The 9384-nt window shown below is 64.5% G+C and carries 9 protein-coding genes; 8 read left to right on the plus strand and 1 reads right to left on the minus strand.

The features are described from left to right. The 3 genes from VKP01_RS12125 to cimA all read left to right on the plus strand — a co-directional run. Positions 1-1295: cysteine--tRNA ligase (locus VKP01_RS12125; RefSeq protein ID WP_324412636.1), on the plus strand; the 1295-nt coding region annotated here is incomplete at its 5' end. Positions 1296-1463: 168 nt separating this feature from the next. After that, entirely contained in the window at positions 1464-1970 is a 507-nt protein-coding gene (locus tag VKP01_RS12130; protein WP_324412638.1) for a GNAT family N-acetyltransferase, read from the plus strand. Continuing rightward, positions 1967-3559 carry a citramalate synthase gene (gene cimA / locus VKP01_RS12135; protein WP_324412640.1) on the plus strand — a complete coding sequence of 531 codons (1593 nt, stop codon included), beginning with the start codon at positions 1967-1969 and terminating at the stop codon, positions 3557-3559. Before VKP01_RS12130 ends, cimA begins: the two co-directional genes overlap by 4 nt. 31 nt (positions 3560-3590) lie before the next feature. On the opposite strand, the gene arfB is transcribed toward cimA, so the two are convergent. After that, positions 3591-4010: an alternative ribosome rescue aminoacyl-tRNA hydrolase ArfB gene (gene arfB, locus VKP01_RS12140; RefSeq protein WP_324412642.1), complete on the minus strand. Its 420-nt coding sequence runs from the start codon at positions 4008-4010 to the stop codon at positions 3591-3593. Positions 4011-4075: 65 nt separating this feature from the next. On the opposite strand from arfB, the gene VKP01_RS12145 reads away from it, so the two are divergent. From VKP01_RS12145 to VKP01_RS12165, 5 genes are all read left to right on the plus strand, one after another. Then, entirely contained in the window at positions 4076-4381 is a 306-nt protein-coding gene (locus VKP01_RS12145; protein WP_324412644.1) for a hypothetical protein, read from the plus strand. 530 nt (positions 4382-4911) lie between these two features. Then, the gene (locus VKP01_RS12150; protein WP_074443852.1) at positions 4912-5175 is read left to right on the plus strand and encodes a DUF4212 domain-containing protein; all 264 of its coding nucleotides are present in this window, start codon (positions 4912-4914) and stop codon (positions 5173-5175) included. Positions 5176-5185: 10 nt separating this feature from the next. Beyond that, on the plus strand, positions 5186-6958 hold the full coding sequence (locus VKP01_RS12155) for a sodium:solute symporter family protein (protein ID WP_324412647.1): 1773 nt from the start codon (positions 5186-5188) through the stop codon (positions 6956-6958). A 60-nt stretch (positions 6959-7018) separates the two neighbouring features. Then, entirely contained in the window at positions 7019-8851 is a 1833-nt protein-coding gene (locus VKP01_RS12160) for a DUF294 nucleotidyltransferase-like domain-containing protein (RefSeq protein WP_324412649.1), read from the plus strand. Between the two features lie 73 nt (positions 8852-8924). Continuing rightward, positions 8925-9384 (plus strand): hypothetical protein (locus tag VKP01_RS12165; RefSeq protein ID WP_324412651.1); only part of this gene is annotated, 460 nt, incomplete at its 3' end.

Consider the following 9384-nt stretch of genomic DNA (forward strand, 5'->3'; position numbering starts at 1 on the left):
TGCTGCGCCATCTCTACGGGCCCGAACATGTCACCTATGCGCGCAACATCACTGACGTCGACGACAAGATCAATGCCCGTGCCGCGCGTGATTATCCCGATCTCCCCCTCAACGAGGCGATCGCGAAGGTCACAGCGGCGACCGAGGCGCAGTTCAAGGCCGATGCGAAGGCGCTCGGCTGCCTCGAGCCCGATGTGGAGCCCCGCGCCACCGAGCATATCGGCGAGATGCGCGCCATCATCGACCGGCTGATCGCACGCGGCGCGGCCTATGTGGCGGAGGATCACGTGCTGTTTTCAGTGAGCGCGATGGAGAAGCTGCCGCGCATGCCCGCTTACGGGTCGCTGGCGCGCCGCTCCCTCGACGAGATGATCGCCGGCGCGCGCGTCGATGTGGCGCCTTACAAACGCGATGCCATGGATTTCGTGCTCTGGAAGCCGTCGCAGGACAACGAACCCGGCTGGGAATCGCCAGGCGGCATTGCGCGCAAAGGGCGTCCGGGCTGGCATATCGAATGCTCGGCCATGTCGTGGAAGCATCTGATCGAGGCCTTCGACACCCGCATCCAGTGCGACGATGCCGACCGCAATGTCTTCGACATCCATGGCGGCGGCATCGATCTGGTCTTTCCGCATCACGAGAACGAAATCGCGCAATCCTGCTGCGCCTTCGGCTCGCAGCGCATGGCGAATGTCTGGATGCATAACGGTTTTCTGCAGGTGGAAGGCGAGAAGATGTCGAAATCGCTCGGCAACTTCATCACGATTCACCAATTGCTCGCCAGCGAGGATTTCGGGGGGCGTGCCTGGCCCGGCGAGGTATTGCGTCTGGCCATGCTCAAGACGCAGTACCGCACCCCGATCGACTGGACAGTTCGCGGGCTGGACGAGGCTTTGGCCAATCTCAAGGCCTGGCATGCTGCGGAGGGGATCGCCGGGATTACGCCTTCCGACGCGCCGCCGCCGGGCCTCGTCGAGGCGTTGTGCGATGATCTCAACACGCCCGGCGCGGTGGCCGAGCTGCACCGTCTGCGCAAGGCCGGCGAGACCGAAGCGCTCGCCGCAGGCCTCGCCTTTCTCGGCTTGCTCAACCCGGCGACCTTCGCGCCTGCGGCTTCCGGTGCGATCGCCCCGGACCTGCGTGCGCGTATAGACGCCCTCCTCACCGCCCGCAGCGAAGCCCGCGCCGCAAAGGATTTCGCGGAAGCCGACCGCATCCGCGACGAGCTCAACCGGCTCGGCGTCACCGTCAAGGATAATAAAGACGGCACCGCCACCTGGGAGCTGGTCGGATGAGGGATGGCGTGATGCAGGGCATTGGGGGTGAGGGGCGCTCATGAAGGGTCTTTCGATCACCATGTCCACTCGGCGGTTCCACCCTCACCCCCGGCCCCTCTCCTCAAGGGAGAGGGGAGATCGCGCGAGCCTCCCGGTTCGCGTCCTCCCTTGCGAGGAGCAAAACCCATGACCCTTCCCACAGTCACGCTCCGCCCCTACCTGCCCGAGGATGCGCCGCTGCTTGGGGCGATTTTCCAGGCGGCCGTCATGGTGCTCACGGAAGAGGACTATTCCGATGATCAGCGCGAGGCCTGGGCCGCAGCGGCCGATGACGTCGATACGTTCGGCGAGAAACTCGCGGCGCATCTGACCCTGATCGCCGCGATCGACGGCGACCCTGCGGGCTTCGCCACGCTCAAGGAGAACCGGATGGTCGAGATGCTCTATGTGCATCCCGATTGCGCCGGGATGGGGGTGGGCACGGCGTTGCTGGATGCGCTGGAAAAGCTCGCCGGGGCACGCGGGGCCCAAGAGCTTTCCGTCGATGCCAGCGAGACGGCTTTGCTCTTCTTCGAGAAGCGCGGCTATACGCCCGAGCGGCGCAACACGGTGATGCGCAACGGGGAATTCCTGTCCAATACCACGATGTCGAAACGGCTCGGAGGCGAGCCCGCACGAAAGGTGACGTCATGAGCGAACGGCTCTATCTCTTCGACACCACCCTGCGCGACGGGGCGCAGACCACGGGCATCGATTTCTCCCTCGCCGACAAGATCGCCATTGCCAACCTGCTCGACCAGATCGGCATCGATTACGTCGAGGGCGGCTATCCCGGCGCGAATCCGCTCGATACGGAATTCTTCGCGCAAAAGCGCACCCGCAGGGCGCAGTTTACGGCCTTCGGCATGACCAAGCGCGCGGGGCGCTCGGTCGCCAACGATCCCGGCATCGCCGCGCTGCTCGATGCGGATGCGGATGCGATCTGCTTCGTGGCAAAATCCTGGGATTACCACGTGCATGTGGCGCTGGAGATCAGCCTCGAGGACAATCTCGCCGGCATTCGCGAGAGTGTCGAGGCAGCGAAAGCGCGCGGGCGCGAGGTGATGCTCGATTGCGAGCATTTCTTCGACGGCTACAAGGCCAACCCGGATTACGCGCTGGCCTGCGCCAAGGCGGCATACGAAGCCGGCGCGCGCTGGGTGGTCCTGTGCGATACCAATGGTGGCACGCTCCCGGAGGAGGTGGCGCGCATCGTCGCTGATGTGCGCGACCATGTACCGGGCGAGAATCTCGGCATCCACGCCCATGACGATTGCGGCTGCGCGGTAGCGAATTCGCTCGCAGCCATCGAGGCGGGCGTGCGCCAGATCCAGGGCACGCTGAACGGGCTCGGCGAGCGCTGCGGCAATGCCAATCTCGTCACATTGCTGGCCACGCTCGCTCTCAAGCAGCCCTGGGCGGATCGCTTTGCGCTCAAGGCCGGGGCGGATGAGCTCGCGCGGCTTACCCAGGTCTCGCGGGCGCTTGATGAATTGCTCAACCGTGCCCCCAACCGCCACGCCCCCTATGTCGGCGCCTCCGCCTTCGCAACCAAGGCCGGCATCCACGCCTCCGCCGTGTTGAAGGACCCCAAAACCTATGAGCATGTCGATCCGGAGCATGTGGGCAATCTGCGCCGGGTTCTCGTCTCCGATCAGGGCGGCAAGTCGAATATCCGCGCCGAACTGGCGCGCATCGGCATCAACCTCGAAAAGGATGATCCTCGGCTCAACCGGGTGCTCGAAGAGGTCAAGCGCAAGGAATCGCAGGGCTACGCCTATGAGGGCGCTGACGCCTCGTTCTATCTGCTGGTCAAGCGTGTGCTCGGCGAGGTGCCCGGCTATTTCCTCGTCGATCGCTTCAGCGTCAATGTCGAGCGCCGCTACAACGCTGTCGGTGATCTGACCACGGTGGCCGAAGCGATCGTCAAGGTGATGCTCGACGGGGAGACCATGATCTCGGCAGCCGAGGGCAACGGCCCCGTCAACGCGCTGGACGTGGCCCTGCGCAAGGATCTCGGCAAGTATCAGGGTTTCATCGACGATCTCGAACTGGTAGATTACAAGGTCCGCGTCTTCCAGGGCGGCACTGATGCCGTCACCCGGGTGCTGATCGAATCGCGCGACCGTGACGGTGACATCTGGGCGACGGTGGGTGTCTCGCCCAACATCATCGATGCCTCTTTCGAGGCGCTGCTCGATTCCATCGTCTACAAGCTGGTGATGCGCGGCGCTCCGGCCTGATCGGCCCGTCTTCGATCGATTCCGGCAGGCTTCAATCCGGCGCCGGCTTGCCGCGCAAGGCCTTGATCCTGCCCTGATGCGTCTTGCCGGCGAGGCGTCGTTTCTTTGAGCCGAGCGTCGGGCGGGTGGGAATGCGTGGGCGTTGGCGGATCGTCGCCTTGCGGATCAGTTCGGTCAGCCGCTCCAGCGCCTCGGCGCGGTTGCGCTCCTGGCTGCGGTGATTCTGCGCGGTGATCACGATCACGCCCTCGCGGGTCAGGCGATGGCCGGCGAGGCGCGCGAGGCGGCTCTTCACCGCATCGGGCAGCGCGGGTGAATTCTGCATGTCGAAACGCAGTTGCACGGCGCTCGACACCTTGTTGACGTTCTGCCCGCCCGGTCCGGAAGCGCGGATGAACCGCTCCTCGATCTCATCCGGGTCGATCGCGATGCTCGGCGTGATTTGAATCATGCTTTCGCCATACCATATGAAGAGTATAGGCTCACGTCGAAGATTCTGGATACGGGACCCGGTCAATGCTGCGCTACGTAAAATACGTCAATGGTGAGCCGCGTGTGGTCACGGTCCCGCGCTGGGCGATTGCGCTCGGCGTGCTCGCAGCGCTGCTCGTCGGTTTCCTCGTCCTGATCCTCGCCGCCGGTGTGGCGCTCGTCGTGATTCCGCTCGCCCTGATCGCCGCCGCCATCGCCGCCTGGTTCGGGCGCGGGCGCCGGGTCAAGCCGCAGCGCGAAAGTGATCCCGATATCGTCGATGCCGAATTCCGCGTCATCGACCGCTCCGAGCGCGAACGGGATCCGAACCGCGACGCAGATCGTCACTGAGGCGCATCGCCACTGATGCAGTATCCGCCATGACCGGCGTCCGGACGGGCCCGGGACGCTGGCGATCACTCTGCGCCGGATCGTTGCCGACACACTTAAGTCTAATTGCACGAGACCGACGGGTGTAGTCGTATCGTCGTGTGTCGCGTCATGTCGTGGCGAGGTGTCATGCCTCGTTCAGGCGGGATGGCCGCATCAATCGCAAGAACCCGCAACAAAGCGGGAGCACCAAATCGACGGGCGTCGGCAGCTTTGCTGAATTCGGCTTGTGATCGCGCGTCCATCGGGTGCGGGAAGTCGGCGGCTCGTCCGAGGAAGATGGGGAGGGAAGCCGGCAGCTGCGCCGAAGAGCCGTCGCTGCGCCAGACGAACCACCAAAAACAGAGGCCTGGCGAACGTGAGCGCTGACATTGCTCCCCCTTCCGGGGCGCGACACGGCGCGGACCGTTCGATTCAAGGAAAGCTTTGGGCGGCTCCCCTGATTCGATCAGGTAAACGGCGTCCTCGAAAAATAAAGGGAGTAAACGTTCATGTCTGACAAGTCGTCGTCCAACGACGCCTACTGGAAGGCCAATGTCCGGATCATCTTCATCTGCTTGATCATCTGGGCATTCGTGTCTTTCGGCCTGGGCATCGTCTTCCGTCCGCTGATCTCCTGGATTCCGATCGGGGGCACCGATCTCGGATTCTGGTTCGCGCAGCAGGGTTCCATCCTGACCTTCATCGCGCTGATCTTCTATTACACCTGGTACATGAACCGGCTCGATCGCGAGTACGACGTGGACGAGCAGTGAGGGCGCAACGATGGATCAATTCACGCTGAATCTTCTCGTCGTCGGCGCGTCCTTTGCGCTTTATGTCGGCATCGCCATCTGGGCGCGGGCCGGCTCGACGGCGGACTTCTACGCCGCCAGCCGCGGCGTCAACCCGATCGTCAACGGTGCGGCCACCGCCGCCGACTGGATGTCGGCGGCTTCGTTCATCTCGATGGCGGGTCTGATCGCCTTCGTCGGCTACGGCAATTCGAGCTTCCTGATGGGCTGGACCGGCGGCTACGTGCTGCTCGCCCTGCTGCTTGCGCCCTATCTGCGCAAGTTCGGGCGCTTTACGGTGCCGGAATTCATCGGCGACCGCTTCTACAGCCAGACCGCGCGCATCGTGGCGGTGATCTGCCTTCTGGTGATCTCGATCACCTACGTGATCGGCCAGATGACCGGCGCCGGTGTCGCCTTCTCGCGCTTCCTCGAAGTGGAGAGCTGGCAGGGACTGCTGATCGCCTCGGCTGTCGTCTTCCTCTATGCCGTGCTCGGCGGCATGAAGGGAATCACCTACACGCAGCTGGCGCAGTACTGCGTGCTGATCACGGCCTATACCATCCCCGCCGTGTTCATCTCCCTGCAGCTGACCAGCAACCCGATCCCGCCGCTGGGCCTGTTCTCGACCCATGCGGAATCGGGCCTGCCCCTGCTGACCAAGCTCAACGAAGTCCTGCTGGAACTCGGCTTCCAGGATTATACCGGCCAGCATGGCTCGACCTTCAACATGTTCCTGTTCACCATGTCGCTGATGATCGGTACGGCGGGTCTGCCGCACGTGATCATCCGCTTCTTCACGGTGCCGCGCGTGGCTGATGCCCGCAAATCGGCGGGCTGGGCCCTGATCTTCATCGCGCTGCTCTATCTCAGCGCGCCGGCGGTCGGTGCGATGGCGCGTCTGAACATCATCACCACGATCTTCCCCAATGGCACCCAGGAACAGCCGATCGCCTATGACGAGCGACCAGACTGGATGGGCAACTGGGAGCAGACGGGCCTCCTCGCCTTCGAGGACAAGAACAATGACGGCCTGATCCAGTACTACAACGATGCTTCGGACGAGTTCCAGGCCATCGCCGCAGAGCGTGGCTGGGAGGGCAACGAGATGGTGACCTTCAACCGGGATATCCTGGTGCTGGCCAATCCGGAGATCGCGCAGTTGCCTGGCTGGGTGATCGCGCTGATTGCGGCAGGCGGGCTGGCGGCAGCCCTCTCGACGGCAGCCGGACTGTTGCTCGCCATCTCCTCCGCAGTCAGTCACGACTTGCTGAAATCCACCTTCATGAAGGATATCAGCGAGAAGAACGAGTTGCTTGCGGCGCGTATCTCCATGGCGGGTGCGATCGCGGTGGCCACCTATCTGGGGCTCAACCCGCCGGGATTTGCCGCGCAGGTGGTGGCGCTCGCCTTCGGTCTGGCGGCGGCGACCCTGTTCCCCGTGCTGATGATGGGCATCTTCTCCATGAAGATGAACACCGAAGGCGCGGTCTCGGGGATGCTGGCGGGTCTCATCGCGACCTTGCTCTACATCTTCACCTATCTGGGCTGGTTCTTCATCCCGGGCACCAACATGCTCGCGAACACGCCGGATAACTGGCTGTTCGGGATCTCGCCGCTCTCCTTCGGTGCGGTGGGTGCCGTCATCAACTTCGCCGTGGCCTATGCGGTGATGAGCGTGACGCGTGAGCCGCCGAAGGAGATCCAGGAGCTGGTCTACTCGATCCGCGTGCCGCGCGGGGCTGCGGGTGCGATCGACCACTGACGAGATCGATGCGGGCCGGGTGATCCGGCCCGCATCACACGCCTTTTGGGGACCACCATCATGGCCGAGGATCGCGACGCGACGGATACGATCATCGCCTTTCTGGAGACGGTGCACCCCTATGATTCCCTGCCACGCGAGGAACTCTCCCGCGTGGCAGATCTGTTTGTGCCTGTGAGCCTCGCAGCCGGAGAGGCGGTCTACGCCTTTGGCGAGACGCTCGACGGGCTTTATCTGATCCGCAGCGGCCGCATCGAGATTCACGACCGCAACGGCGCGCTGGTCTCGCTGTTGGGTCCGCGCAACAGTTTCGGCGAGCGCGGCCTCCTGCGCGACGGCAAGGCGGCGACGTCGGCCGGGGTGGCGGAGGATGCCGCGCTCCTGATGCTGCCCGCCGCCGATCTGCAGCGCCTGATCGCAGAGCAGCCCGCCTTTGCCCGTTTTTTCTCGCGGCTGCGCCCGCCGGAGCCGCGCAGTGGCGATCTGACGACGCTCAAGGTCTCGCAGCTGATGACCCGCGCGCCGGTGACCTGCACGCCGGATACGCCGGTGGCCGCAGCGGCGAAACTGATGCGCGATCGCGGTATCTCCAGTATCTGTGTTGCGGAAAACGGCAAGCTCGCCGGCATCATCACCACCGGCGATCTGGCCGCGCGCGTCGTTGCGGAAGGGCTGTCCGCCGAGACACCGGTCGCGCAGGTCATGACCCGAGATCCGCTCACCCTCACCCCGGACCAGCTCGGCTCGGATATCCTGCACCGTATGCTGGAGCGACGGATCGGGCATTTCCCCGTGATCGCGCGCGGCAAGCTCGCGGGCATCGTCACCCAGACCGATCTCACCCGCTTCCAGGCGGTCTCCTCGGCGCAGCTCGTGCGTGACGCCGCCCGGGCAGAGAGCGTGGAGGCGCTCGCGAAGGTGACACAGTGTATCCCGCAACTACTCAGGCAGCTGGTGGGGGCGCATAACGCGCATGACGTCGTCACGCGTCTGATCACCGATATCGCCGATACCGCGACGCGCCGGCTTCTGGCCATGGCCGAGGCCGAATACGGCCCCCCACCCGTGCCCTATCTCTGGCTCGCCTGCGGCTCACAGGGGCGGCAGGAGCAGACCGGCGTCTCCGATCAGGACAATTGCCTGTTTCTCGACGACAGCGTCAGCGATGCCGACATGCCCTATTTCGAGCAGCTCGCCCGCTTCGTCTGCGACGGGCTCGACGCGATCGGTTACGTCTATTGCCCCGGCGAGATGATGGCGGTGACCCCGCGCTGGTGCCAGCCGGTCCGGGTCTGGCGCGAGTATTTCCGCCGCTGGATCGACAATCCGACACCGGAAGCACAGATGCTGGCGTCAGTCATGTTCGATCTGCGCCCGATCGGCGGGAGCTTCGCGCTGTTTGCCAATCTGCAAGAGGAAACGCTGGCAAAGGCGCGGCGCAACTCGATCTTCGTGGCGCACATGATCGCGAATTCGCTCACGCACAGCCCGCCGCTCGGCCTGTTGCGCGGTATCGCCACGATCCGCTCCGGCGAGCATCGCGACCATATCGACATGAAGCTGAGCGGGGTGATCCCCATCGTCGATCTGGGGCGCGTCTATGCGTTGCAGGGTGGTGTAACCGCGATCAATACCCGCGCGCGGCTCATCGCGGCGGGCGAGCGCGGGGTGGTGAGCCCGTCGGGCGGGCGAGAATTGCTCGCGGCTTATGATCTCATCGCCGGGACGCGGCTGCGCAACCAGGCGGCACAGGTCGGTTCCGGACGCAAGCCAGACAATTACATGGCTCCCGCCGCGCTCACCGATTTCGAGCGCAGCCATCTGCGCGACGCCTTCGTGGTCGTACGGACCATGCAATCGGCGATCGGACAGGGCAAAGGTGGTCTGGTGTGATAGAATGCACGCAAGGACCGGGAAAACGGCCTGCGAGACGAATCGGGAAGAAGCGTTCAGGGAGTGAGAGTACATGATATTGGAATTCGTCGCGGCCGCCGCCGTCGGTCTCGCCGTCGGTGGCATCGTGCATCTGGTCCGGCGTGCCGCGCCGGGGCGGATCGCGCCCTGGGCCGTCCCCGCCGGGGCGGGCGCCGCGATGATCAGCTTCGCCGTCTATATGGAATACACCTGGGCGAGCCGCACCGTGGCGACCCTGCCGGATCAGGCCGTCGTCGCCTCGCAGAATGCGATCAATTCCTGGTATCGCCCCTGGACCTATCTCTTCCCGCTGACCAACCGGATGATCGTGGTGGATCACCGCTTCACCCGGCGCAACGACGCCCATCCTGGCCAGGTGCTCACCGCCGTGGTGATGCTCGGGCGTTTCGAGCCGGGCCGCCAGATCCCGGTCGTCTTCGATTGCGCCGAAAACAGGCGGGCTGAACTCGATGCCGGGGTGCAGTTTGGCGATGACGGCGCGCTGGAAGGGG

This window comes from Saliniramus sp., from assembly GCF_035311605.1.
GTDB lineage: Bacteria > Pseudomonadota > Alphaproteobacteria > Rhizobiales > Beijerinckiaceae > Saliniramus.